Below are 22941 nucleotides of genomic sequence, written 5' to 3'. Positions count from 1 at the left end.
CCCTCTCACCCTAAACCTTGACATCAATGTCAATGTCAAGTCATTGGTCACTGGTCACTGGTCACTGGTCACTGGTCACTGATAACTAGTCACTAGTCACCGATTCCTTTATCCTTGAATAGGCGAATAGCAGATAGCCAAGTCTAAACATATGGTAGCGGTAGCAATTTTGGCAGCTGGGCGCGGTACGCGAATGAAATCGACGTTGCCCAAAGTTTTACATCAAATCGGAGGGCGATCGCTGATCGAACGAGCGATCCTGGGTAGTCTGGAAATCTCTCCCAATCGAGTTTTGGTGATTGTGGGATATCAAGCCGAGCAAGTGAAGACAGCTCTTTTAGATCCCAACCGCTCGCTTGTCTCTAATTCCTTGCCAAAGTTGGAGTTTGTCGAACAAACCGAGCAGTTAGGTACGGGTCACGCAATTCAGCAAGTCCTGCCACATTTAGAAGGCTTTCAAGGGGATTTATTGGTGTTGAATGGTGACGTTCCCCTGTTACGACCCCAAACTCTACAACGGCTGATTCAAACCCACAAACAGCACCAACATGCTGCTACCATTCTCACGGCTCAACTTTCCGATCCTCAAGGTTACGGACGGGTATTTTGTAACGGTCAAAACATCGTCCAGCAAATTGTTGAAGACCGCGACTGTAGCGCGGCTCAAAAGCAAAATCGTCGCGTTAATGCTGGGGTATACTGTTTTCGCTGGCAAGATTTAGCGAACGTACTACCGCAACTACAAGCAAACAACGACCAAAAAGAATACTATTTGACAGATGCTGTAAATTTGCTCCAACCTGCGATGGCGGTTGATATCGAAGACGAACAAGAAATTTTGGGAGTCAACGATCGCGAACAGTTAGCAACAGCCTACGAGATTTTACAAAGACGCATCAAGTCCTATTGGATGTCAGCAGGAGTGACGCTGATCGATCCAGCTAGTGTCACAATTGATGACACGGTAAAGATTCAACCAGATGTTGTCATTGAGCCACAAACCCACCTACGGGGTCAAACGGCGATCGCCTCTGGCTGTCGGATTGGACCGGGTAGTTTAATTGAAAATAGTCAGATTGGCGAAAACGTCACCGCGATGTATTCTGTTGTCAGCAACAGCATTGTTGGTGCTGAAACTCAAATCGGTCCCTACGCTCACCTACGAGGTCAGGTTGAAGTTGGCGCGGCTTGTCGGATTGGCAATTTTGTGGAATTGAAAAATACGAAATTAGGAGCAGAAACCAAAGCTGCCCATTTATCGTATTTAGGCGATGCCACCATTGGGGAACAAGTCAATATTGGTTGCGGTACGATTACAGCTAACTATGATGGTGTAAAAAAGCATCCTACTAAAATTGGCGATCGCAGTAAAACGGGTGCTGATAGCGTCCTCGTCGCTCCAATCGCGATCGGACAGGATGTCAACATTGCCGCAGGCTCGACTATTACCGAAGACGTACCCGACGATTGTTTGGTTATTGCCAGATCGCGTCAGGTCGTCAAACCTGGCTGGAGGCTGAAGTCGAAGGAGTGATTAGTGACTAGTGGCTGGTGACTAGAATTAGTCCCCCTTGTCTCCCTTGTCCTCCTACTCCCCCTTGTCCCCTTCCCTAGCCACTTAGTCACTAGCCACCAGCCACTCAAATACAACCAACCTGCGTCCCTACGGGCAATTCCAAAGTATCGCCAATGCGATCGCCATTGTGGAAAGCAGCCAAGATCACGTCGCTAGTTTTACCCCAAGCGATCGCCCCAGAAGCATCAAGGGCGATCGCCCCTAAGTCTCGCTGGCGATCGCTGGCTTCAGTAAACGATCGTTGCATCGCATCTAACAAAGACATACCATCCGTGACGCGGACGACGATCCGCGCTGCCAAACACTCATCGATGATGTCTTCGCCGATTCCCGTACAGCTTACGGCAGCGTGTGCTGTAGCATAATTTCCCGCAGGCATGGCAGAATCGCTGACACGTCCGATGCGTTCAAACCCTTTACCACCTGTAGATGTACCAGATGCTAGCTTTCCTTGGCTGTCTAGCACGACTACGCCAATTGTCCCCCGTCTAGCACTTGTATCGACAACTGCGGTGTCTGCATCATCTCCTACCCCGACTTCTGCCACTACCGCCGCCATCGTCTTTGTGAAATTTTCCTGCCTTTCTTGCAGCCATTCGTTGAGACGACGCTCCGTAATCGGATCGTAACTAGGCAGTTGCAGTTCTCGCAATAGTTCTGCTGCCCCAAAGTCTGACAACACGCGATCGGGAGAGTTTTGTAAATATAATGCTAGTTCGATTGGATGCTGGACTCGCGAGACATTGATCGTACCGCTAAATCTTTGAGCAATACCATCCATCAGCGCCGCACTCATGCGAATTTGTCCGTCCGATTGCAGCACCGATCCCGTTCCAGCATTAAACAAGGGATCGTCTTCTAACATTTGGCAACCACGTACCACTGCCTCGCAAGCACTCTTTCCTTCTAGCAGTAAAGCATAAACATCTTCAATAACCGGGTAGAGCGATCGCCTCACTGCTTCCACTCCACCTTTGCCGTGTAGCGAACTGCCTGCACCACCATGAATAATGACTTTTGGTTGCACGTCTAACTCCATTTCGTCTCCGTGCTTAAAAGTACCACAAAGAGGCTAGAACAGCGACCAGCAATCGGTGATTAGTTCTCAGTTGTCAAAAGCCATAAGTAGAAAACACTTACGACTGTACGGGCGGGTTTACCTGAAATATTTGTCAGAGTCAGATTTCTTTTGTGAACCCGCCCCCTACAACTTACTCCTCATTAGGACTGACTCTCTAGCTCTGCTTTCATCCGCTCCAAAGTATTATGCATTTGCTCAAACATTTGCTGCGGCGTGATCCCAAACTGATTGAGCTGAGTTCTAAGTTGTTCTACCGTCATTTGTGCCATAAAGTCTTCTGAAAGTTCAAAGCGCTTCATAAAAATCCGATAGCGCTCCATCATGGCTTCCATTTGATCGATATATAGCTTTTTTCCTTCGCGGTCAAATTTGCCGTAGCTATTCCCCAGCTTGATCAGCGCTTGATAATCCTCAAACAGCTGTTTGGCTTCCTGTTGAACTATATCAGAATCAAAAAATCCCATAGCGCTTGTAATTATTTGAGTGAGGCACTCAGAGTTTTTATAGGTACGTCTAATATCATTCTAGTTTAGACGACAATTTAATACAGCAGTCATTGGTCATTGGTCATTGGTCATTGGTCACTGCTCGTGCGCTCCCTGCTCCCTGATAACTGATAAGGGAATGAATAATATAGAAGGTAAGGTAGTTAAAAAAGCGATCGCTGGCTTGACAAAATACCTTTAATCCCCCCTTTTCCTTTGGAGTTGTCCTCATGAGCATCGTCAGCCAACAAAAAAATCGTAAAGTTGCTGCTACTCTGGCTTTTGCTTGTACGGTGTTGCCGATGCCAATCGCTGGATTGCACAAGTTTTACTTGGGACAGCCTTTGTGGGGACTGCTTTATCTACTGCTATCGTGGACACCTATTCCCCGCGTTGCTAGCGCTATTGAAGGGTTTTGGTATTTAGTACAAGACAGTGAGGAGTTTGACCTCAACTTTAATTCTGAATTCGGTGAATTAGGCATGTCTGGAACGAGCGTAACTAATCTTGCCAATTTTTCCATTTTATCTAAGCGCCCCTCAACTACAGTCATGCCAGCCCGAGTGAGCGCGATCGCAGATGCCATGAGAGAATTAGACAATCTCCGCCAAGAGGGGTTAATCTCGGAATACGAATTCGAGCAAAAACGCCGCCAGTTATTAGATAGTATTTGAAATAAGTCGGAAGTCTTAAGTAAAGAACATCTAGCCACTAACCACCAGCCACTAACCACTGATAACTGACTGCCAAATGTTAAGCTGGCTGCAAATTCAAACGATCCGCAATAGATTGCTAAACGATCCCTATTATCGGTTGCAATCATTAGAAGAAATTGCTGTGGCGGTGTCTTTAGGAATTCAGATTGATGTCAACCAGGCAACGGTAGATGACTGGTTGAGGCTACCGGGACTTTCCATACATCAAGCGCGATCGCTCGTTCAACTCAGCCATGCTGGGGTACAGTTTTATTGTATTGAAGATATTGCCGCTGCTTTGAGCGTTCCCGTACAACGCCTCGCACCCTTGACACCAATCCTCAAATTCTGTTACTACGATGCAGAGACTTCTCCTCTGATTCGCCTCAATCCCAATACAGCGACAGTAGAAGATTTAATCCAAATTCCCACTATGGATTTGGCATTAGCGCAAGCAGTTGTAGAAAATCGTCAGATGGCTGGTGCTTATCGAAATTTAGTTGATTTTCAAAAACGATTGTCCCTTCCAGGTCAGATTATTTCTCAGTTAATGCATTATTTAAGTTTTTGAGTCTCATCTTAAGTCACTTAGCGATCGCTCGTCAGCAATACTTTTGAATTTTGACTTTCCACTTTTGACTTTTGCTGCACGACCATTTTCATATTAGCTGGAGGAGCAACTGTTAAACCGCGACGAGTTGGTTTGACAGGACGGTTACTTGCTAATTTGAGATCGTAATTTGAAAGCATATTTGCTAATACTAATTTCATTTCAAATAAGGCAAAAGCTGCACCGATACAGCGGCGATTGCTACCCCCAAAGGGTAGATACTCGTAAGGAGAAAATTGCCGTTCTAAAAAGCGTTCTGGAATGAATTGTTTAGGTTGAGGATAGAGATCCTCGCGCTGGTGGGTGAGATAAATAGAAATCACCACGATCGCACCTGACTCCAACTGATAACCGCCAATTTCCATTGGGACTTTCAGAATGCGCGGAAAGGGACTAATTGCAATTGGATAGATGCGGAGAGTTTCGCAACAAACAGCATTCAAGTATGGTAGTTTAGCGATCGCACTCGGGTCGGGATTGTCTCCTAGCGAGTCAATTTCTGCTTGTAACTTTTCTTTGACTTCCGGCAGGCGATCGAGCCAATATAATGCCCAGGCAAGTGCTGAAGCAGTCGTTTCGTGTCCGGCAAATAATAAAGTTAGCAGTTCGTCGCGCAATTCTTCATCGGTCATGGGTTGACCTGCTTCGTCTCGCGCTGCTAGTAGTAAAGAAAGAATATCATCGCGCGGTGGAGACGTTACATGTAACGTCTCTACACGTTGTAACATCTCTGCACGTCTTTGTTGAATTTCTGCAACTAACAGATCGTCAATTTGCTGTTTCATTTGCAAAAACAGTCCCCAAGGACTCCACTTTCCCCAATCTTTTTGTAGGGAAGGGAAGAATAGTACCATCGAACTTACAGGGGAACTGACAGTTTCTAACAGAGAGGTTAGCAGTTTTCGTAGGCGATCGTAACGTTCTCCACCATCCAAACCAAAAACAGCGCTGAGGATGACGCGCATCGAGATTTCTTGTGTCGCAGCACGAACGGTTATCGATTGTCCCGATCGCCACTGACTGGTAACTTGTGTAGTAATATCCCAAATAGTTTGTCCGTAAGTTCGCAAGCGATCGCCGTGAAAGGGTGGCATTAATAACTTACGCTGACGCTGATGTTTCATCCCGCCGAGTAAAATCAGCGAATTAGCTCCTAATAACGGTAGTAAAACATCATTGCCGCTATTAGTATCAAAAAACTCTGGATTTGCTCCTAAAACTTGCTCGATCGCGGCTGGATTGCTCAAATATACCATCGACGGTGAGGCATTCTTGGCGATCGCAAAGATATCTCCATACTTCTTCGCCCGTGCCTCCATCACCTCAAATGGGCGTAAGATCCAATTAATAAATCTCAGTCTCCGCAGCCAAGGCGGACCACTGGGACCATCAGGTAATCGCATACTAGGGGTTAGGGGTTAGGGGGGACAAAGAAGACAAGGCGGACAAAGAAGCTGTTCTAGCCATCAGTCACCAATCACTGTTTTATTCTAATGCTCTTATAGCTGTAGCGGTTAGCTAATCTAAGGCGATCGCACCTCATACACAATTTACTCCAATTACAATACACTTCTAGCAGAAGAAGTGAGTAGCGAGCAGTGATGAATATTGACTAGTACGCGATAGAAGTGGTGCATGACTGATGGAACCAGCTTCTTGCCTCTAGTCACCAGCCACTAGCCACTGGTTCCACTGATAACTGATATGTTCTACCTCCCTGTTTCCATATTGCTGTTTATTTTACTTTTGTTAGTATTTCCTTTTATTTGGTTCGCGCTGACACTGGATGTTGTCCAGATAGCAGTAGCAAAATTAGGGTTTTCTGCCAATGCTGCTCTATTTTTATTGGCAGCAATAATTTTTGGCAGCACAATTAATATTCCTTTATACAAGGTAGAATCTCAAGTTGAAATCATCGATGATTACAGCAATCTGTGGGTACGACAATTTTTCGGTATTCCCCTACCGCGCATTCGTCAAAAAACAATTGTTGCTTTAAATGTCGGTGGTGGTTTAATTCCCGTTCTTGTAGCTTTATACCAATTTCGCCATGCTAATCCACTAGCAATTGTTTTAGTCACGGCAATTGTGACAATTGTAAGCTACTACGCTGCTCGTGTCGTACCAGGAATCGGAATTCAGATGAATCCGTTGCTGGCTCCAATAACCGCCGCGATCGCGTCTGCTTTCATCACTAGAGGAATCCACGCCGCACCCGTCGCTTTTGCTGGCGGCGTGTTGGGAACTTTAATCGGTGCGGATATTTTACACTTAAAAGAAATTCAGCGCATGACACCAGGAGTTCTTAGTATTGGTGGTGCTGGCGTGTTTGACGGAATTGCCTTGTGTGGTTTATTTGCTCTTTTGCTATCGTAGTTTCTAGATTCTGCAACTTAGGAGAGATGGAGCATCGATTCAAAATGCAGCTTGGCAACTGGTTTCAAATAGAAAAAATTATTCGTAATTTAGAAGTAATTCAGAATTTTATTGTAGTCTCTTTATGTTTTGGTTTATTCTGTGTCATGATAATTCGGCTAGGAGATATGTTTATCTCTCTGCTACATCCTTTAGAATTTCAGCGCGTCACTTCTGACATTCTATTCATTTTAATTTTAGTAGAATTGTTCCGCTTATTAATTATCTATTTACAGCAGCAGCGAATTTCGGTTGGTGTAGCAGTTGAAGTATCAATCGTTTCTGCATTGAGAGAAATAATTCTACGAGGTGTATTGGATATTCCTAGTAGTCAAATGATAGGAATTTGTAGTTTCTTAACCGTGTTGGGTTTACTACTCTTAGTTCGTGCTTGGATGTCACGCATATACGATCGTCCTATGAGTTCTCCAGTAGAATCAGCAAAACCAGAAAAATAATTATTGTCAAACTAAGCGACGGTCAGCGATTATCAGTAAATATTGACCCCATGAGATGATTTGAAAAATGAGTATGGAAAACCGTTTAGCAGCCTTTCGTAAATTGCCATTAAGAGCGCAACTAGCTCTAATTAACTCAACTCGCGACAATTCAGTATTGAGCCAAAAAACAGAATATCTCGACAATTTAGAACGCATTCATGCAGAATGCCTCAACTCAGCAACTCCAGAACAAAAAATAGCCTATGAAAAGGCTAAAGAAAATTTATGAAAGGAAGTCAAAAGTCAAAAGTCAAAAGTCAAAACTGAGGATCCAGGAGTTAAAGGGATTTCGCGCACCACTCACTAATGACAAACAACTAATGACTAATTAAGTCCAATACAAAACTTTTGCTTGAGGAAAACGCTGTTGAATCTGGCGCTCGAAAAATCTGCGTAACTCTCTCATCGTGTCAGAATCGTATACGTATTTCGTACCACCAAACTTATTGCGCTTGACGCTGCGCTTTGACTCGTCCATGTCTAACTTAGTCTGAGGATACCAAGAAAGCAAAACTTCTTTGGAACCTGGAGTAAAACGGTGAGAAATCAACTCAAAAGTCAAATCGCAATCGAAATCTAATGCTTCGCTAATCGCGTCAAATAACTGAGTGTAATGCGATTCCCAGTCTTCCATATCCATAATGGGTGCAATGACTAACCCCACAGGATAACCGCCACCACCTTGCGATCGCGGTAATGCTAGCTTTCTTAACGCCTGCAATCTCGCGCCTACAGAAGCCGTACCACCTTCAAATCGTCCTGATATAGGTGCGGCGTTAACGCTGACGCGACAGCGCGTATGACCGTTGTGAGGCAGCTCTAATAGGCTATCTACGTTATCAAATTTCGATACCCAACGCAGATATCCATCTTGGCGCGTCCCAAAGTGGCGAATGCACTCAGCCAAACTACCCGTAAGATGCTCTATTCCTAAAGGATCGGTGTAGCAACTCACCTCAAAACTAGTCGCTTTACCTGGCTGTTCGTAGGATGCAGTATTGGCTAAAATCTGCGGTAAATTGGCAAAAACGCGAATGACTGGTGGACCTTGCAAGCTTCCAGCTAAATAGCAATATTGACAATGTGCCGGACAGCCTTCAGCCAGATGAAACTGCCAGTCAGCCGAGGGAGGAATAGGACTGAGTTTCAAAGCACTTGGTGGTGCGGTGACAACAGCGAGGGTGCGCTTGGCAATATCATAGGTTTCGCGATCGCTCTCTCCCCTTAAACCTGTCAAACGGTTGCGCGGTAACTCTTCTACTGGTAGGTTAAGCGCCTGTACCCGTGCTAAAATCTGCTGAGCGTACGGTTCCGCTAAAGCTGCGGGAGTAAATATGACTCGTTCTGGCATCCACAATCGCGCCGAACGGACTTGCATTTGCGAAGACGGTTGATTGAATTTGTCTTGTGCGATCGTCATGCGAGAAAAATCACGATATAGTTTGCATCTTGTAGAGACGTTGCATGTCATCGTATAGAGACGTTACATGTAACGTCTCTATACGAGGTTGAATGTGTCTATTCTTCGATCGCTCCCTTAATCCGTCGTTCTAAGCGATCGAGATCTAACTCACCTTCATCGCGGACAATCCGGCGAATAGTCGGGTTAATATTTTGCAGATCGATGAGTAAATCCTGCAAAATCTCTTGTTGCTGGCGAGACTGGGTAATGTCGCGTGGCTCTTGGACTAAATCCCGTACAATCGAGTCTTCTGCACGCGAAGCCACAACCGGATCGACTTGCCCTTCAAGGTGTACGAATGTCCGCCGTCCTGGTCCCCGATCTTCCTCAATCGGTACAATCGATGTCACTTGGTCGGAACGGACGTACTTGCCATAGCCGAGGTGTACTAGCACCGATGACTGTATTTTCATGTAGTGGATCTAAAGCTGTCTGATGTGATATATCTATTATGACAAAGGTATGATGTACCTGAACTGTACCTATAGAGCGGGTTCTACGAGTTTTTAGTAGTGCTAACCGTTAAGCAATATTTCTTTAGTAGCGGGTAGATCGAGTCAGAAGATAGATGTCTTCTAGTTAATCTGGATACATCATCATTTATAGATGTTTGCAGATAAAACCAGTGAGGAAAGTAGATACGATCGCGCCACTATCAACCAATGAGATCGGTCAACAAAAGTTATCTCTGGTTGAAGTATTAGTCAAAGCTGAGGAAATTGCCGATTTCTGTGCGAGTAACGCTGCGGCAATTGATGTCAATGGAGCCTTTCCAGTCAAAGAATTTGAGTCGATCGCCCAAGCTGGTTTACTAGCAGCACCTTTACCACCAGAATTAGGTGGACTGGGGTTAGGAATTGACTCTAGCCGCACCTGGGAAACGTTGCAATTGCTCAAACAGATCGGACGCGGGAATCTTGCCGTAGGGCGAATCTATGAGGGACATGTTAACGCCTTACAATTAATTCAAACATTTGGGACGAAAGCACAAATCGAAGCATATGCCAGCGATGCCCGCGATCGCCATAAAATATTTGGCGTATGGAATGCCGAAGCGAGCGATGGCGTGAAAATCTTCCCAATGGAAGATGGCAAATTTCAGTTGCAAGGATCGAAAACCTTTGCTTCTGGTTCTGGCTACGTAGAACGTCCTTTTGCTAGCGGTGCTTTACCAGATGGCAGCTGGCAAATGTGTATCGTCCCGATGGAAGAAGTCCCTACAGTCAGCGATCCGGCTTGGTGGCAACCTTCAGGAATGCGGGCAACAGCAAGCTTTAAGGTAGATTTCAGTGGGGTAGAACTGGATGCTGGGGCGCTGATTGGTAAACCAGGAGACTACTACAGACAACCTTGGCTGACCACAGGAGTGATTCGGTTTGCTGCCGTACAGCTAGGTGGGGCAGAGTCATTATTTAACGAAACCCGCAAGTATCTCGACAAATTAGGCAGAACTCTCGATCCGTATCAACAGACGCGGGTGGGGCAAATGGCGATCGCCATTGAAAGCGGTAATCTGTGGTTGCGTGGCGCAGCAGATTTAGTCAAAGCATACGCCCCTACTTTTGCTGGTGATGCCAATACCTCCAACGAACAAGCAGATAAGTTAGTTGCCTATGCCAATATGGTACGCACGGCGATCGAGCAAACCTGCATGGATGTAATTCAACTGTGCGAACGCTGTGTGGGGACGCGGGGTTTACTACCACCAATTCCAATGGAACGGATTATTCGAGATCTGACATTATATCTGCGTCAACCTGCATTTGATGCGGCGATCGCTAATGTCGGACAGTATGCCCTATCTGAATCCTCATCTGCACACTCTCTCTGGTCTTATGAGTCCGATAACTAACAAGTCGCTGTTTAGCGATCCGGCTACATTACCTTGGCGTAGCGTGGCTGAAATTGCCAGCAAATCTGCGTATAGGGGCGCACAGCCGTGCGCCCCTACCAAGGCACAGGGGACGATCGCTAAATCTGTACTGGTAGTTGCACCACATCCCGATGATGAAACTTTAGGTTGTGGGGGTGCGATCGCCCTATTACAATCTCTAGAGTGTCGGGTAAACGTATTAGTTATCAGCGATGGTACGATGTCTCACCCGCGATCGCGCCAGTATCCCGCAGCCAAATTGCGATCGCTGCGCGAAGGCGAAACCCGCACTGCTACAGCGACTTTAGGCGTAGAGGCATCTGCGGTAGATTTTCTCAGATTACCAGATGGGGCAGTACCTACTCCAGAAATGCCCGATTTTGCAGCAGCAGTTGAAATGTGTCGCGATCGCATCACAGCCATAAAACCCGATATAGTGTTCCTACCCTGGCGCTACGATCCTCACCCCGATCATCGCGCTACTTGGCAGATCGTTCATTATGCCATCGTGGGGGCGCACGGCTGTGCGCCCCTACATCCCCAAAATTCGCCTCGATTCATTGAATATCCGATTTGGGATTGGGATGAAACGCAAAGAAGCGATCTAGCAACAGGCGATCGCATTACAGCATGGCGGTTAGATATTAGCGATGTTGTCGAAGTGAAAAAACAGGCGATCGCGGCGTATCGTTCTCAGACAACGAATCTAATTGACGACGATCCAGAAGGCTTTCGTCTCACGCCAGAGATGTTAGCAAACTTTACTCGTAATTGGGAAGTGTATATAGAAGAAGATCCCCCCTTACCCCCCTTTTCAAGGGGGGAATAACAAAGCCCCCTTTTTAAGGGGGTTGGGGGATCGAATCTAGGAAGAAAGAGGGGACAAATGCCCCCTTTTTAAGGGGGTTGGGGGATCGAATAGAGCAAGAATATTTGGAGTGAGATATGAAACAATCTTTACCAGCCAGTTACTTTGACAATCTTTACACCGCCGATCCCGACCCGTGGAAATTTGAAACCAGCGAATACGAAGCAAATAAATACGCTGCCACGATCGCCGCTTTACCCAGATCGCGCTATCATTCTGCATTTGAAATTGGCTGTTCGATTGGAGTCTTAACCGCAAAATTAGCCAATCGTTGCGATCGCCTGCTATCTGTAGACTTATCGGAACCAGCCTTAAACCGTGCTATAAAACGTTGCGAATCTCTCCCACACGTCCGCTTGCAACTCATGGGAGTACCGCAAGAATACCCCGATGAAACCTTCGATCTAACTCTAGTTTCCGAAGTCGGATATTACTGGTGCTGGGAAGACTTGAGAAAAGCACAACAACTGATTCTGTCTCACTTAGAACCAGGCGGACATTTACTCTTAGTTCACTGGACTCTCTACGCCAAAGACTATCCACTCAGCGGCGATGAAGTCCACGAAGCATTTTTAGAATTAGTCCCTACTCAACTACGCCATCTCAAAGCACAAAGAGAAGAACAATATCGGCTCGATTTATTTGAGAAAGTTTAATTGGTCATTGGTCATTTGTCATTAGCAAGTGAGTGCCATAGCATCTGACTTTCTTAATTGAGAAAGAGCGAATTGCAAATTGGTAGTGATGCGTGGTAAGTGGTGCGCGAACGATTAATTCCGAATGCCGTAGCTTGCTTTCCCGTAAGAGTATTCGGAATTTCCAATCTTCTGTACTAGCCTCCTTCAAAAGAAAGGAAGATGCAAAAGCAGATCTCCACACTAGAGAGTGATGAAGGCTGACGAGTCTCGAAGTGAAATAGAACTATAGCAGTTCTAAATGGTTTGTAAAGTAGGCTTCTAGCCTGCTCCGTTTATGAATCAAATAGGATTCCTATATAACAACTAGTACTGGAATGGCGATCGCCATTTCAAGGGTCATTTGCGATCGCTAACAACAAATGATTAATGACCAATGACATATTTTTTGCATATACTTTTATTAACTGTTGATGAACTCAAAAATTTAGTTGCAAAAGCTAAACCTCCCTGTGTCTCCTTGTATATGCCAATGCAAAAAGGAAGTACAGAGGTTAGACAAAATCCAATTCGGTTCAAGAATCTCATTCGTCAAGCTGAGGAACGCTTAGATGCAATAGGAATCCGCAATACAGAAGCAGTAGACTTCCTCAAAGCTGCCCACGAACTAGATACACCTGAATTTTGGGAAGAACATCAAGAGCGGGGACTAGTTATCTTTGTCTCCCCAGATGTCTTCCGTTACTATCTACTGCCTGACGAAGTTCCAGAAATTGTAGTAGTCGATGGTCAATTTCACCTCAAACCGCTACTACCCTTGATTCAAAATAATGGGCGATTTTACGTGCTGGCGCTGAGTCAAGATAACGTTAGATTTTTTCAGGGGACGCGCTACAGCATCAAAGAAATTGAGGTGGAAAATCTACCCAAAGATTTACAAACAGCACTTCAATATGACGAGACTGCTGGAGAAGGACAACAGCGAAATGCTACAGGCAGAGGAACTAATCCAGCATCACAACCTGGCGAATTTCACGGTCAAGGAAGCCCCGATCGCGACGAACACCAGAAGGATATTTTACAATTCTTCCATTTAATCGATCGCGCTTTACACCCAAAACTCAAAACTGCATCAGCGCCTCTAGTTCTAGCAGGTGTAGAATACCTGTTTGCCATTTATCGCCAAGCTAATAGCTACCAACACTTGGTAGAAGAAGGCATTAATGTCAATGTAGATATTGTTAAGCCAGAAGAACTTCGCGATCGCGCTTGGTCGTTGGTAGAACCGCAGTTTCTCCAAGCACAGCAGCAGGCAATGGAGCGATATCAAGAATTAGCAGGAGCTAGTACGGGCAAGGCTTCTGACGACTTAACAGAAATCGTTCCCGCCGCTTATTACCAACGAGTAGATTCTCTCTTTGTCGCTAGCGATCGCCAGCTTTGGGGTGATTTCAATACAGAGACAATGGCAGTGAATTTACACTCAGAACCGGAACCAGACGATGAAGATCTGCTCGATTTTGCTGCCGTCTACACTCTCTTGAATGGTGGTACGGTTTATGCTCTTGCACCAGAGGATTTACCTACCTCTGCCCCAGCAGCAGCTATTTTCCGCTTCTAAGCGAATAGAATTCATAGTGGTTTCTCTGTACGTCCCTACCAGCAACCCTTTTGGGCGACTTATAGTCGCCTTTAGGGATTTTAGACAGTTGCCTGACTAGTTGCTACATTGCCATTAGTCGCCCCGTTATTCGAGGTCGAACTTTCCAAAGTTGAGTTATTCGAGGTTAAATTTTCCAGAATTGGCTTACGAGTTTTCAGATCGAATTTGTAACCGTGGGGCAAAATGTGCAGTCTTGAGCCACATATTGCCAGCGGTTCATCTTTTAAGATCTCGCTTACGTTAGTGTAAGTTGCTTCTGATTCATCAACTATAGTGACAGAACCTTCGCCAATCACTTCAAATTGACTATCGGTCACTACCATAGCAGTATTTTCGTCAATCCCAAATCCCAGAACGGCTGGTTGTTGCGCTAAGGCAGAAATTAAGCGCCCTAACCGTCCCCGTTGAGAAAAATGCTGGTCTATCACCACTCCTGGTAAAAATGCCATTCCTGGTCCCAATTCCACCGTATCCATGCGGGGATGAGTTTCTCCGTCTCCTTCAACAATCATCACATCTGGCATCACCGCTGCACCCGCGCTCGTACCTCCTACAACGACTCCTTCGCCAAAACGCTTGTGAATGAGTGCATCTATGTCTGTATCTTTGAGAATATCGGTGATCCGGGCTTGGTCGCCGCCAGTAAAAAAGATTCCCGTGGCTTTTTCGATCGCTTCTAGGGCAGTAGAGGATCTAGCATCTTCGCGGGTTTCGGTGTCAACTATACGAGCATCTTCCGCGCCCAGACGCTCAAATACTCTGATATAGTTTTCTCCTACATCTCTCGGTAATTCCGTAGCTGCCGTCATAATCACAATTCGTGCTTTTGTTCCCCCAGCACGGCGCACGAATTCCCGCAAAACTTGGCATTCACCTTCTTTATCTTCTGCACCGCCAATAATGACTAGCGCCCCCCGATTGTTACTCATATTCGTATCCATACCATACTTTAAGTGAGTATTCTCAAGAAAACATAACAAATATTCTGGTTAAAACCGTCTTCTGGTAGATTCCGATACAGAATTATAAAAATTAACATAGTAGGCATATTTGGTCGCGATCGCCACGGACAAAAAAAGACCCCTCGTAAAGGGTCTACGTCCAGTAATGTAATGTAATTCTTAGTTTTAATTGCGATCGCACCGAGCGACTAAATCGCTGAGAAAAGAGCGTGCTTGTGCCAGAGAAAGATGTCGAGGCTTACCATTAAAGACAATTTGGTACTCTTTTTCATTCGCACCGTCACCGTAGCCGGAAATCAATTTGCGGTGAAAAGCTTCCTCCGCCAGATATCGGACTTCGTTTCTTAGATCGGTTACTGTACCTTTCATATGTCAACGATTCCAAACAATTTATTTATTCTTTTAGTTATATAAAATTTCTGCTTGCCCTCACACCTTTCCAAAGTTGTATTTTTCGCTACCGTATTATCTGCTATAAATGGCAAGTGGGAATATACCAATCGGATGATACTGTGGTTATTTGTCATTGGTGATTGGTGATTGGTAATTGGTAATTGGTAGTTGGTAGTTGGTAGTTGGTAGTTGGTAGCTGGTAGTTGGTAGTTGGTAGTTGCTTCCCTGCTCGCTGCTCTCTTGCTTCACTGATAACTGAAAAAAGGAGGATAAAAATGGTAATAGATACAAGTACTGATGTCGTGCGCGTTAATGCTAGAAAGACCGATATTTTCGATCTATTCAACTTCAAACATTACATTGGTTCTAATCCCGAGCTAAATACGGCAGCATGTACTTTTGACTTTGCTTTGACGGGATATCAAGAGCCGCTATCAATAGAAAATTACGTAGAAAAAATTAGCGATCGCTATCCCCACTTGCGCGAGGAAAAATACGAATCTCACGCTCATTTGTTTGCACGAACATTATCAGAAGTTAGCAAACTAGATATGGGTTTGCACTTCCACTGTTGGAACGTAAAACCGTTAGAACGAGGGGCAAGAATTAGCGTTCAGTCGCTCCATACTCGAACGACGCGATCGGTCATTTACTTTGTCTGGGACTGGTTTGAAGCCATGACATTAGATGAAGAAATTGCCTTTGACGAACAGATGCGTAATCTACAAAATATCTTTCGTCGGTCTGTTTATGGTGGTCCTACCGTCTACTCGCTCTTGCGCAAAGCTAACGAAAAAGGTATTCCTGCTTTTTATTTGTGGGATGAAGGACTGATGCAATACGGATACGGTCGCAAGCAAGTGCGTGGCATAGCAACCACATTTGACGGCGACAGCCATATAGACTCGGACTTTACCACCCGTAAAGATGACTGTAAAGCTTTTCTAGCCACCCTTGGCTTTCCAGTTCCAGGCGGAGAAATCGTCACTAGTCGCGAGGGAGCTTTAGATGCAGCGGAGGATATTGGTTATCCCGTCGCCATCAAGCCTGTTGTCGGTCATAAAGGGATTGGCGTAACCGCCGATGTCAGAGACTCTGAGGAGCTAAGAGCTGCTTTTAATCGCGCTGTCAAAGCAGTTCCAGAAGAACAGCCAATTCGGATCATTGTCGAAAAAAGTATTTCTGGTGCTGATTTCCGCTTGCTGTGCGTCAACGGTCGATTTGTCGCGGCAACAGAACGCCGTCCCGCTTCAGTAGTTGGGGATGGATATTCAACAATTTCAGAACTGATCGATCGCGAAAACCGTTCTGATGCACGTAGAGACACGCCAACTTCTGCCATGAGTAAAATCCAGCTCGATGAAGCAATGGATATGTATTTGGAGGAGCAAGGCTTATCTCTTGACAGCGTTATTAAAGAGGGACGGAGAGTGTATTTGCGTAAAGTTGCCAACCTTTCCTCTGGTGGTGTAAGTATTGATGCCACACCTACAGTTCATCCTGATAATATGATTCTGGCGCAAGATGTCGCCCAGCATTTTCGCCTCACTTGTTTGGGAATCGATGTCATTTCTGAAGATTTGGCAAAATCTTGGAAAGATAGCAGCTTTAGCATTCTCGAAATTAATGCTGCGCCTGGGATTTTTATGCACCTTAACCCCGCCGTAGGCGAGAGTGTTGACGTACCTGAAAAGATTTTAGAAACCTTTTTTGACGGAGGAACTGAAGCGAGGATACCGATAGTTACCTTTAACCGAATTAAGGTAGCGGAACTACAAGCAACTATCGACCAAATTTTATCTCACCACCCCGATTGGGTGATTGGTGCTGCGTGTCGAGATGGCGTTTATATCAATCGTGCCGAAAAGATTTTGCATCGAGATTACAATACAAACGTTCAAAATTTGTTGCGCAATCCCAAACTCGATCTATTAATAGTTGAGTATGAGGAAGATGTTTTAGCAACTCAAGGAATGTTTTATTACGGCAGTAATATGGTTGTTTTGGATAATCCCACAGAAATTGAAATGATGTTGGCGCGAGATGTTTTTGAGGATTCTACTATAATCATCAAGCAGGGAGATCGTGTTTCAATTCGCCGTCAGGGATTACTCGAACAATATACTTTGGGTGTAGATGAACCATTTAGCCGAGTGTATTTGAAGGAAATTCCGACAATTTTGTAGTCGATCGCTGATGCTAATTTACTTTTTGACTGCGAAGAAGATCCCCTAAACCCCTTAAAAAGGGGGCAATAGTTTCCTCCCTTAAAAAGGAAGGTTGGGAGACTATTATGAGACCGTGTAGAGACGTTACATGTAACGTCTCTACACGGAAAACATTCACAAATCAATGTGGATTGCTATATGCTGGAAGCGATCGCCTGCTGATTCGGAAGCATAAATGAAATCTATCGTCATTACAGGAGTTTCTACAGGGATTGGGTTTGGTGCAGCAAAAGAATTTGTGACTCATGGCTATCACGTATTTGGTAGCGTGCGACGAGAAGCCGATGCTACCAGGCTACAAGCTGACTTAGGAGATAATTTCACGCCGCTGATTTTTGATATTACTGATATAGACGCTGTACGATCTGCGGCTTGCCAAGTAGAAAAAATTCTTGGCGATCGCAATTTGAGTGGATTAATCAATAATGCAGGAATGGCTACGAGTGGTACTTTAATGCATCAACCACTCGAAGAAATTCGGTTGCAGCTTGAAGTTAATGTTGTCAGTCAAATTGCCGTAACTCAAGCTTTTTTACCTTTGTTGAGAGCAAGAGAAAATAACGGTTATAAACACCAATCTGGTAGAATTATTAATATCAGTTCTGTGTTGGGAAAATTAGCCGTTCCTTTTCTTGGTGCTTATGTTGGTAGCAAACACGCCTTTGAAGGAATTTCCCATAGCTTACGCCGAGAATTACAATTATATGGTATAGACGTAATTATTATTGCGCCTGGAGCAGTTAGCACGGCAATTTGGGATAAAGAATCAGCTCAAGATGTTAGCAAATATCTGACTACCGATTATGCGGAATCAGTAACGACTTTTCAAAAGCATTTCGTCCAACAAGGTAAAAAAGGTTATCCTCCAGAGGTTTTTGGTAAATTTATTCGCAAAGTTTTTGAAACTCCCAAACCGAAAACTAAATATGCGATCGTCCCTAATCTTTTACTAGATTGGATAATTCCTACCGCTTTACCCGCTCGATGGCTAGATAGAATCATTGGCAAAAAAATAGGTTTGTTTCAGAAATAAAGTTCATTCAAGTATTAAGTCTTAGCCATGACAATATCATCACACCAAGTTGCGATCGCAGACAGAATATCCCAGCGCGATCTTCTTTGCGCCTACTCTTCCAGAAGCCGCTTTGCGTCTTTGCACGCCAGTTGCTACAACGGGGAAACCCCCCGCAACGCACTGGCTCGTCTTTGCGCGATCCAAAATCATACTTTGTAAAACTTTAATTAGTCCGTTGTCGATTAATTTGTTGAATCTGTTGGGTAAAGTAATCTTGTTGATATTTCAACTGTTGTGCCAGTTCTAAACCTTGTTGAAATGCAGTTAAAGCTCGATCGTAATTACCGCGAGCGAGATTAATTTGCCCAATTTGGTCGTAAGTATTCATCATGCCATAAAAATTAGCGGCAAGGCGATCGCTTTCTAAAAGAATCTGACTAGTTTGCAAAGCAGCATCAACTTGTTGTTGAGAGCGATAAAGTCGAACCATTTGACGTAGTGCATTGCTAGCTTGGGCATATTGTTGCAATTCCCAGGCAGTAGTATAAGCTTGTTGATAAGTAGTAAAAGCTTGTTTCAACTGCCCGATTGCTTCATAGTTTGCACCAATATCTAACTGTAAAGCAGGTAATAAATCGTTTTGTTGTTGTTCCTGGTAGATTGCTCCTAACCTTTTTTGAACTGCTAGTGCTTGCTGGTATTGTCTGGCTTGTTCGTAGATATAATTCAACTGTTGTAAGTAATTAATCACCTCTAGGCGATCGCCCCGCTGGGTGGCATTTTGTAATAGTTGTTCGTATGCAGCTGCGGCTGGAGGGTAGTTAAACCAGCTCAGATGTAATTCGGCGATCGTTCTTAGAGTAGTTTCTACTGCAACGGCATCTTTCTGTTGACGATGAATAGCCAAAATCCTCTCATAAACCGCGATCGCGCTTTTTGGTTCGCGCACCTGTTGGAACGCTATCCCTAAACTATTCAATACTTCTAAGTTAGGTGAAATGAAAACTTGAGATTGTTGCCGATCTTCCTTTTTCTGTTTATCTGGTGGTAAAACTTGAATTTGCTGCCCAATTTCCTGCAATCTCCGCGTAATTGCATTCAATTCTAAGCGGCGGTTTTCTTGCCAAGCAATCTCTCCTACTCTCCCCAAAGCCGGAATTTCTTCCGTAATCCCCAAAAATCTTCTCAGCCTTAGCTCTCGACTCCAAATCGCAAATGCTTTTTCCGTATTTCCTGCGGCGAAGCTGGCAGTTGCTTGCTGGTTTAATTTATCCAATGCAGCTCTGAGTCTTAGCTTTTCTGAAGTCGATAGGGGACGGATAAGTTGAGGTAGTAGCGGATCTGGAGTCGTAATCTCTAGAGGATTATAGAATTCTTGCTCTTGTTGCTCTGGTTCTGGTTGACGATTCTGCGCCAAACTAGGGACGCTACCGCACAACCAGAGAATGCAAAGAATAGGGAGTAGGAAGTAGGGAGCAGGGAGTAGGGAAAGAAAGAGAGCTGAGGGAGACAAGGAAGACAAGGGGGACAAGGGAGCAGGGGAGCAGAGGGACAGGGGTGAACAGAGCTGAGGGATCTGAGGAGGCTGAGGGAGAAACCTCTCGCCTCTTGCCTCTTGCCTCTTGCCTCTTTTCACGCACCACGCACCACGCACCACTCTCTTTTCTGGCTCCTGTTTTGACTTTTGACTTCTGACTTTTAACTTTTGAGACATAGGAAGTTTTAAAATACTGGCAATAGTAAGTCGTTGGCTTTCGAGTAATTTCTACTAATGACCCATTCTACGGATATTGAGACACTAGCTCGCTGGATGGCAGCTGATTTTAGCAATCAAGCGCAAGCTTTTGAAAACCCTCCTTTTTTTGCCCATATTCGCGTTTGTATGCGTCCCCTTCCCCTGAATCTATTATCTGGGGTTAGCTTTTACGTAGAACAAGCCTATGATTACATGCTCGGCAACCCATATCGGGTACGAGTATTAAAGTTATTGCAGGCAGGCGATCGCATTGAAATTGAAAATTACACCATTAAGCAAGAAGAAGAATTTCACGGTGCATCCCGCGATCTCAAACGTCTGCAAGCATTATCAAGCGATCGCCTGGAAAAGCTACCCGGATGTAACATGATCGTCCAATGGGTAGACAATGGCTTCAAAGGTACAGTTGAACCAGGTAAGTGCTGTATGGTCGTGCGTAAAGGTAAAACTACCTATCTCGACAGCGAATTTGAAATTGATGGCGATAAATTTATCAGTCGCGATCGCGGACGCGACCCCGAAACTGACGAACACGTATGGGGTTCAGTCGCGGGACCATTTTACTTTGTTCGCTGGCACAGCTATGCTGATGAGGTAAAAATTTCCTGAATTCAAAATTGCGTCAAAAGTTGCGTAAGGCTCGATCCTTACGGTAAGGTAGACGAGGTTGATGCGGCGGCTCTTGCTTGCCCGACTGAGATCTCGTCACTTTCTGGCACAATACCAAACCACCAGTAGATCCAAAGTTCTAAAAAGTGATATAATATATTGCCTGTGAAGATGTCGGCGACATAGCCAAGTGGTAAGGCAGAGGTCTGCAAAACCTTTATCCCCCGGTTCAAATCCGGGTGTCGCCTCTTTTCCCCTGCGAAAAATTTGTCTAAAACAACGATTTTAAGAGCTTTTCAGGAATTGTGAAGAACAGTAAACCTACCTGAATGTATTTCAATGTACCTGAATGGACTTTAAAAAGTAGGCAAATTTTAGGCACATGGATATTCAGGGGAAGCTAAATCAAGCCAATGGTCGGCTGCGCTCGGCAAAGGTTGGGGTGACTATTGAAATTAAAGGCAATCGGCTTTACCTACGAGCTACTTTTCCCCCCAAGCCCGATGCTTCCAAGAGCCATCCCTACCAGCAGCGACTAGCACTAGGTTTTCATGCCAACCCCACTGGCATATCTCTTGCAGAAGCTGAAGCCCGAAAAGTAGGGGCGCTGCTAGATTGTAAAGAATTCTCTTGGCAACCGTATCTAAAAGCTAGTGGGTATAGTCTGACGATTGGGCATTGGATTGAGCGGTTTGAGCAGTTCCACTGGCAAACAACGCCGCGAACGCAAGCCAGCTTGACCACCTGGAAAACTGACTATCAGCAAATTTTCAACAAATTACCAGCGCAACAAATCCTAACTGTAGAAGCATTAGTAAACTATATCGTCACGACTGAGCCAGACAGCCGCACTCGTAAGCGGGCTTGCGACTATTGCTACAAGCTAGCGGAGTTTGCAGACCTGGAAGACAGCGAGGCAATCAAACGCCTTTCTGGGTCTTATTCAGCAACAGCCGTCAACCCGCGATCGCTTCCTTCCGATCTCCAAATAGCAGAATGGCGAGATAGTTTACAGGGTAGCTCCTGGGGTTGGGTAGTGGGGATGCTAGCTTGTTACGGGCTAAGAGGTCATGAAGTATTTCGTCTTGACTTAGCTGATTTTCCTATTGTGCGGGTTCTAACAGGGAAAACGGGAAAGCGGTTTGTGTATCCGCTATACCCAGAATGGGCAGAACGGTGGAATTTACAGGATGTCAGGCTGCCAAATCTGAACTGTAGCTACAGCAATGCAAAACTAGGAACCAAGATCGCTGGATGGTTCTATGACCGAAAATTGCCCTTTCATGCCTATGATTTGAGGCATTGCTACGCACGACGTTGTTTTGAATTTGGGATGGCTCCTGACTGGGCAGCAGGAATGATGGGTCATTCAGTGCGAGTGCATTTAAATGTTTACCGAGCATGGATTGACGAATCTACTTACAGGCGGGTGTATCAAGCGATTATCAATCGTCCAGATCGCCCAATGCCTCCAGAACCGATCGCCAAGGGCGATTGCTCGTTACCACCCTTGACTGATAACTCAAAATTCTCCTAGTAATCCTAAGACCTGCTTGATTTGCTCCTTAATTGCTCCACCAGCATTGGCTTTGAGCTTGAGTGCTTCCTGAAGGATGTTGGCTGCCTGGGCTTGATTGGCTTTCAGTCGCTCCAATTCTACCTTCAAATCATTTATCTGATTATACACACTATCGGATTCTAGGTTTTCTCGTTCTTTCCTTTCGTGTGTATAATTGGATTTTAAATCGCCATTCTTAGCGGCTGCCACTAGTTCGTCAACCCGCTGACTGGCATTACCCCCCTTCTTGAGCCATTCCAGCGTCTGAGGCAAGATAGTAAAGTTTTGCCTGACCTTACCTTGGTAACGGGCTTGAGCGCCTAACTTGAGGTTTTCCAAAGAACGCTCTGAAACTCGCCTATCCTTATCCAGCATACTTATTTCCATAAATGCGTACAAACGGATAATAACATTTTCCATCTATACACACAACTGGAAAGATGGAGCGAATTCTTGCATCCATCTATACACACAACTGGAAAGATGGAGCGAATTCTTGCATCCATCTATACACACAACTGGATATGATATACTGGCGCTTTCAGCGCCAGTAACGA

Annotated in this window: 26 protein-coding genes and 1 tRNA gene; 15 read left to right on the top strand and 12 right to left on the bottom strand. The window is 45.0% G+C overall.

The window, feature by feature from the left end; genetic code table 11:
- Positions 1-151 precede the first annotated feature (151 nt).
- Positions 152-1534 (top strand): bifunctional UDP-N-acetylglucosamine diphosphorylase/glucosamine-1-phosphate N-acetyltransferase GlmU, encoded by a 1383-nt coding sequence (gene glmU, locus CHRO_RS05340; protein WP_015153162.1) that lies wholly within the window; start codon positions 152-154, stop codon positions 1532-1534.
- Here glmU and CHRO_RS34215 read toward each other — a convergent pair.
- The 3 genes from CHRO_RS34215 to CHRO_RS05330 all read right to left on the bottom strand — a co-directional run bounded on the left by CHRO_RS34215 (position 1492) and on the right by CHRO_RS05330 (position 3121).
- Positions 1492-1626, bottom strand: coding sequence for a hypothetical protein (locus tag CHRO_RS34215; protein WP_256498689.1), 135 nt, complete (start codon positions 1624-1626; stop codon positions 1492-1494). The two genes, glmU and CHRO_RS34215, sit on opposite strands and share 43 nt — an antisense overlap.
- Positions 1627-1640: 14 nt before the next feature.
- Positions 1641-2615, bottom strand: coding sequence for an isoaspartyl peptidase/L-asparaginase (locus tag CHRO_RS05335; protein WP_015153161.1), 975 nt, complete (start codon positions 2613-2615; stop codon positions 1641-1643).
- A 182-nt stretch (positions 2616-2797) separates the two neighbouring features.
- Positions 2798-3121 (bottom strand): DUF1825 family protein, encoded by a 324-nt coding sequence (locus CHRO_RS05330; RefSeq protein ID WP_015153160.1) that lies wholly within the window; start codon positions 3119-3121, stop codon positions 2798-2800.
- A 251-nt stretch (positions 3122-3372) separates the two neighbouring features.
- Here CHRO_RS05330 and CHRO_RS05325 point away from each other — a divergent pair, with 251 nt between their 5' ends.
- Positions 3373-3816 (top strand): NINE protein, encoded by a 444-nt coding sequence (locus tag CHRO_RS05325; protein ID WP_015153159.1) that lies wholly within the window; start codon positions 3373-3375, stop codon positions 3814-3816.
- 76 nt (positions 3817-3892) lie between these two features.
- A complete protein-coding gene (locus CHRO_RS05320) occupies positions 3893-4408 on the top strand; it encodes a ComEA family DNA-binding protein (protein ID WP_015153158.1) in 516 nt (171 codons plus the stop codon).
- Positions 4409-4425: 17 nt separating this feature from the next.
- Here the strand turns inward: CHRO_RS05320 and CHRO_RS05315 are convergent, their stop codons facing one another.
- Positions 4426-5850 carry a cytochrome P450 gene (locus CHRO_RS05315; protein WP_015153157.1) on the bottom strand — a complete coding sequence of 475 codons (1425 nt, stop codon included), beginning with the start codon at positions 5848-5850 and terminating at the stop codon, positions 4426-4428.
- Between the two features lie 301 nt (positions 5851-6151).
- On the opposite strand from CHRO_RS05315, the gene CHRO_RS05310 reads away from it, so the two are divergent.
- The 3 genes from CHRO_RS05310 to CHRO_RS05300 all read left to right on the top strand — a co-directional run bounded on the left by CHRO_RS05310 (position 6152) and on the right by CHRO_RS05300 (position 7591).
- The gene (locus tag CHRO_RS05310; protein WP_015153156.1) at positions 6152-6823 is read left to right on the top strand and encodes a DUF1614 domain-containing protein; all 672 of its coding nucleotides are present in this window, start codon (positions 6152-6154) and stop codon (positions 6821-6823) included.
- Between the two features lie 26 nt (positions 6824-6849).
- Positions 6850-7320, top strand: coding sequence for a phosphate-starvation-inducible PsiE family protein (locus CHRO_RS05305; RefSeq protein ID WP_041462366.1), 471 nt, complete (start codon positions 6850-6852; stop codon positions 7318-7320).
- Positions 7321-7393: 73 nt separating this feature from the next.
- Positions 7394-7591: a hypothetical protein gene (locus CHRO_RS05300; RefSeq protein WP_199755418.1), complete on the top strand. Its 198-nt coding sequence runs from the start codon at positions 7394-7396 to the stop codon at positions 7589-7591.
- 99 nt (positions 7592-7690) lie between these two features.
- Here the strand turns inward: CHRO_RS05300 and CHRO_RS05295 are convergent, their stop codons facing one another.
- Together CHRO_RS05295 and CHRO_RS05290 are read right to left on the bottom strand one after the other, a co-directional pair.
- Positions 7691-8782: a spore photoproduct lyase family protein gene (locus tag CHRO_RS05295; protein ID WP_015153153.1), complete on the bottom strand. Its 1092-nt coding sequence runs from the start codon at positions 8780-8782 to the stop codon at positions 7691-7693.
- Positions 8783-8880: 98 nt separating this feature from the next.
- Positions 8881-9237 carry a hypothetical protein gene (locus tag CHRO_RS05290; RefSeq protein WP_015153152.1) on the bottom strand — a complete coding sequence of 119 codons (357 nt, stop codon included), beginning with the start codon at positions 9235-9237 and terminating at the stop codon, positions 8881-8883.
- 212 nt (positions 9238-9449) lie between these two features.
- On the opposite strand from CHRO_RS05290, the gene CHRO_RS05285 reads away from it, so the two are divergent.
- The 4 genes from CHRO_RS05285 (at position 9450) to CHRO_RS05270 (ending at position 13821) form a co-directional block, all read left to right on the top strand.
- Complete coding sequence (locus CHRO_RS05285; protein WP_015153151.1) at positions 9450-10676, top strand: acyl-CoA dehydrogenase family protein; 1227 nt, start codon at positions 9450-9452, stop codon at positions 10674-10676.
- Entirely contained in the window at positions 10660-11526 is an 867-nt protein-coding gene (locus CHRO_RS05280) for a PIG-L deacetylase family protein (RefSeq protein WP_015153150.1), read from the top strand. The genes CHRO_RS05285 and CHRO_RS05280 overlap by 17 nt, the downstream gene beginning before the upstream one ends.
- 116 nt (positions 11527-11642) lie before the next feature.
- The gene (locus CHRO_RS05275; protein WP_015153149.1) at positions 11643-12221 is read left to right on the top strand and encodes a class I SAM-dependent DNA methyltransferase; all 579 of its coding nucleotides are present in this window, start codon (positions 11643-11645) and stop codon (positions 12219-12221) included.
- Positions 12222-12636: 415 nt separating this feature from the next.
- Positions 12637-13821, top strand: a complete 1185-nt coding sequence (locus CHRO_RS05270) for a baeRF7 domain-containing protein (RefSeq protein ID WP_015153148.1) — start codon at positions 12637-12639, stop codon at positions 13819-13821.
- A gap of 80 nt (positions 13822-13901) precedes the next feature.
- Here CHRO_RS05270 and CHRO_RS05265 read toward each other — a convergent pair whose 3' ends face one another.
- From CHRO_RS05265 to CHRO_RS34210, 3 genes are all read right to left on the bottom strand, one after another.
- Complete coding sequence (locus CHRO_RS05265) at positions 13902-14792, bottom strand: cyanophycinase (RefSeq protein ID WP_015153147.1); 891 nt, start codon at positions 14790-14792, stop codon at positions 13902-13904.
- Positions 14793-14990: 198 nt separating this feature from the next.
- The gene (locus CHRO_RS05260; protein ID WP_015153146.1) at positions 14991-15194 is read right to left on the bottom strand and encodes a hypothetical protein; all 204 of its coding nucleotides are present in this window, start codon (positions 15192-15194) and stop codon (positions 14991-14993) included.
- Between the two features lie 147 nt (positions 15195-15341).
- A complete protein-coding gene (locus CHRO_RS34210; protein ID WP_281168625.1) occupies positions 15342-15467 on the bottom strand; it encodes a hypothetical protein in 126 nt (41 codons plus the stop codon).
- 26 nt (positions 15468-15493) lie between these two features.
- Here CHRO_RS34210 and CHRO_RS05255 point away from each other — a divergent pair, with 26 nt between their 5' ends.
- Both CHRO_RS05255 and CHRO_RS05250 read left to right on the top strand, forming a co-directional pair.
- The gene (locus CHRO_RS05255; RefSeq protein ID WP_015153145.1) at positions 15494-17404 is read left to right on the top strand and encodes an ATP-binding protein; all 1911 of its coding nucleotides are present in this window, start codon (positions 15494-15496) and stop codon (positions 17402-17404) included.
- 217 nt (positions 17405-17621) lie between these two features.
- Positions 17622-18479 carry an SDR family oxidoreductase gene (locus CHRO_RS05250; protein WP_015153144.1) on the top strand — a complete coding sequence of 286 codons (858 nt, stop codon included), beginning with the start codon at positions 17622-17624 and terminating at the stop codon, positions 18477-18479.
- Positions 18480-18518: 39 nt separating this feature from the next.
- Here CHRO_RS05250 and CHRO_RS31655 read toward each other — a convergent pair whose 3' ends face one another.
- Positions 18519-18671 carry a hypothetical protein gene (locus CHRO_RS31655; protein ID WP_181824275.1) on the bottom strand — a complete coding sequence of 51 codons (153 nt, stop codon included), beginning with the start codon at positions 18669-18671 and terminating at the stop codon, positions 18519-18521.
- 13 nt (positions 18672-18684) lie between these two features.
- Complete coding sequence (locus tag CHRO_RS05245) at positions 18685-20175, bottom strand: tetratricopeptide repeat protein (protein ID WP_015153143.1); 1491 nt, start codon at positions 20173-20175, stop codon at positions 18685-18687.
- Between the two features lie 57 nt (positions 20176-20232).
- On the opposite strand from CHRO_RS05245, the gene CHRO_RS05240 reads away from it, so the two are divergent.
- The 3 genes from CHRO_RS05240 to CHRO_RS05230 all read left to right on the top strand — a co-directional run bounded on the left by CHRO_RS05240 (position 20233) and on the right by CHRO_RS05230 (position 22363).
- On the top strand, positions 20233-20826 hold the full coding sequence (locus CHRO_RS05240; RefSeq protein ID WP_015153142.1) for a chromophore lyase CpcT/CpeT: 594 nt from the start codon (positions 20233-20235) through the stop codon (positions 20824-20826).
- Between the two features lie 176 nt (positions 20827-21002).
- Positions 21003-21074 (top strand) — tRNA-Cys (locus tag CHRO_RS05235).
- 134 nt (positions 21075-21208) lie between these two features.
- Positions 21209-22363, top strand: coding sequence for a site-specific integrase (locus CHRO_RS05230; RefSeq protein ID WP_015153141.1), 1155 nt, complete (start codon positions 21209-21211; stop codon positions 22361-22363).
- Here the strand turns inward: CHRO_RS05230 and CHRO_RS05225 are convergent.
- Positions 22349-22759, bottom strand: coding sequence for a hypothetical protein (locus tag CHRO_RS05225; protein WP_181824274.1), 411 nt, complete (start codon positions 22757-22759; stop codon positions 22349-22351). The two genes, CHRO_RS05230 and CHRO_RS05225, sit on opposite strands and share 15 nt — an antisense overlap.
- Positions 22760-22941: the final 182 nt, after the last annotated feature.

Origin of the sequence: Chroococcidiopsis thermalis PCC 7203, from assembly GCF_000317125.1 — a bacterium.
GTDB classification, from domain to species: domain Bacteria; phylum Cyanobacteriota; class Cyanobacteriia; order Cyanobacteriales; family Chroococcidiopsidaceae; genus Chroococcidiopsis; species Chroococcidiopsis thermalis.
This window is presented reverse-complemented; position numbering and strand designations above follow the sequence as displayed.

What these genes read in the sequence shown, in the direction of transcription:
- glmU (WP_015153162.1), top strand. Translation starts at nt 152, where the DNA reads ATGGTAGCGGTAGCAATTTTGGCAGCTGGGCGCGGTACGCGAATGAAA.
- CHRO_RS05335 (WP_015153161.1), bottom strand. Translation starts at nt 2,615, where the DNA reads ATGGAGTTAGACGTGCAACCAAAAGTCATTATTCATGGTGGTGCAGGC.
- CHRO_RS05330 (WP_015153160.1), bottom strand. Translation starts at nt 3,121, where the DNA reads ATGGGATTTTTTGATTCTGATATAGTTCAACAGGAAGCCAAACAGCTG.
- CHRO_RS05325 (WP_015153159.1), top strand. Translation starts at nt 3,373, where the DNA reads ATGAGCATCGTCAGCCAACAAAAAAATCGTAAAGTTGCTGCTACTCTG.
- CHRO_RS05320 (WP_015153158.1), top strand. Translation starts at nt 3,893, where the DNA reads ATGTTAAGCTGGCTGCAAATTCAAACGATCCGCAATAGATTGCTAAAC.
- CHRO_RS05315 (WP_015153157.1), bottom strand. Translation starts at nt 5,850, where the DNA reads ATGCGATTACCTGATGGTCCCAGTGGTCCGCCTTGGCTGCGGAGACTG.
- CHRO_RS05310 (WP_015153156.1), top strand. Translation starts at nt 6,152, where the DNA reads ATGTTCTACCTCCCTGTTTCCATATTGCTGTTTATTTTACTTTTGTTA.
- CHRO_RS05305 (WP_041462366.1), top strand. Translation starts at nt 6,850, where the DNA reads ATGGAGCATCGATTCAAAATGCAGCTTGGCAACTGGTTTCAAATAGAA.
- CHRO_RS05300 (WP_199755418.1), top strand. Translation starts at nt 7,394, where the DNA reads ATGGAAAACCGTTTAGCAGCCTTTCGTAAATTGCCATTAAGAGCGCAA.
- CHRO_RS05295 (WP_015153153.1), bottom strand. Translation starts at nt 8,782, where the DNA reads ATGACGATCGCACAAGACAAATTCAATCAACCGTCTTCGCAAATGCAA.
- CHRO_RS05290 (WP_015153152.1), bottom strand. Translation starts at nt 9,237, where the DNA reads ATGAAAATACAGTCATCGGTGCTAGTACACCTCGGCTATGGCAAGTAC.
- CHRO_RS05280 (WP_015153150.1), top strand. Translation starts at nt 10,660, where the DNA reads ATGAGTCCGATAACTAACAAGTCGCTGTTTAGCGATCCGGCTACATTA.
- CHRO_RS05275 (WP_015153149.1), top strand. Translation starts at nt 11,643, where the DNA reads ATGAAACAATCTTTACCAGCCAGTTACTTTGACAATCTTTACACCGCC.
- CHRO_RS05270 (WP_015153148.1), top strand. Translation starts at nt 12,637, where the DNA reads ATGACATATTTTTTGCATATACTTTTATTAACTGTTGATGAACTCAAA.
- CHRO_RS05265 (WP_015153147.1), bottom strand. Translation starts at nt 14,792, where the DNA reads ATGAGTAACAATCGGGGGGCGCTAGTCATTATTGGCGGTGCAGAAGAT.
- CHRO_RS05260 (WP_015153146.1), bottom strand. Translation starts at nt 15,194, where the DNA reads ATGAAAGGTACAGTAACCGATCTAAGAAACGAAGTCCGATATCTGGCG.
- CHRO_RS05255 (WP_015153145.1), top strand. Translation starts at nt 15,494, where the DNA reads ATGGTAATAGATACAAGTACTGATGTCGTGCGCGTTAATGCTAGAAAG.
- CHRO_RS05250 (WP_015153144.1), top strand. Translation starts at nt 17,622, where the DNA reads ATGAAATCTATCGTCATTACAGGAGTTTCTACAGGGATTGGGTTTGGT.
- CHRO_RS31655 (WP_181824275.1), bottom strand. Translation starts at nt 18,671, where the DNA reads ATGATTTTGGATCGCGCAAAGACGAGCCAGTGCGTTGCGGGGGGTTTC.
- CHRO_RS05245 (WP_015153143.1), bottom strand. Translation starts at nt 20,175, where the DNA reads ATGTCTCAAAAGTTAAAAGTCAGAAGTCAAAAGTCAAAACAGGAGCCA.
- CHRO_RS05240 (WP_015153142.1), top strand. Translation starts at nt 20,233, where the DNA reads ATGACCCATTCTACGGATATTGAGACACTAGCTCGCTGGATGGCAGCT.
- CHRO_RS05230 (WP_015153141.1), top strand. Translation starts at nt 21,209, where the DNA reads ATGGATATTCAGGGGAAGCTAAATCAAGCCAATGGTCGGCTGCGCTCG.
- CHRO_RS05225 (WP_181824274.1), bottom strand. Translation starts at nt 22,759, where the DNA reads ATGCTGGATAAGGATAGGCGAGTTTCAGAGCGTTCTTTGGAAAACCTC.